Origin of the sequence: Aromatoleum toluolicum (genome assembly GCF_012911005.2) — a bacterium.
Lineage (GTDB): Bacteria > Pseudomonadota > Gammaproteobacteria > Burkholderiales > Rhodocyclaceae > Aromatoleum > Aromatoleum toluolicum.
Genome location: NZ_WTVS01000221.1, coordinates 1 through 442 on the forward strand (window position 1 = coordinate 1; position 442 = coordinate 442).

The window sequence follows — 442 nt, forward strand, 5'->3', positions numbered from 1 at the left end:
GGTGGATTCCATGCAGGGTATCCAGCAAGGTGCGCTGAAGGTGCAGGAAATCATCGGCATCATCGACGGCATTGCGTTCCAGACCAATATTCTGGCGCTGAATGCGGCGGTGGAAGCCGCGCGTGCCGGTGAACAGGGACGCGGCTTTGCCGTGGTCGCCACCGAGGTCAGAAATCTGGCGCAACGCAGCGCCGAATCGGCACGCCAGATCCGCACGCTGATCGACAATTCGGTCACGCAGGTCCGGCACGGCGTCGGGCAAATCAATGACGTGAACCAGACTCTCGATCAGATCGTCAGCGGCATCCGTGAACTGGCAACCAGCATCCACGCCATTTCCACCGCTTCCGATGAACAGAGCAACGGGCTGGCACAAATTTCAGAGGCGATTCATCATCTGGACCAGATCACCCAGAGCAATGGCCAGATGGCCGATCAGGCC

General features: G+C 59.5%; 1 protein-coding gene. It reads left to right on the plus strand.

The window, feature by feature from the left end; all coding sequences use genetic code 11:
- Positions 1-10: 10 nt before the first annotated feature.
- Positions 11-442, plus strand: a 432-nt coding sequence (locus tag GPA27_RS28465) for a methyl-accepting chemotaxis protein (RefSeq protein WP_246261546.1), incomplete at its 3' end; no start/stop codon positions are given.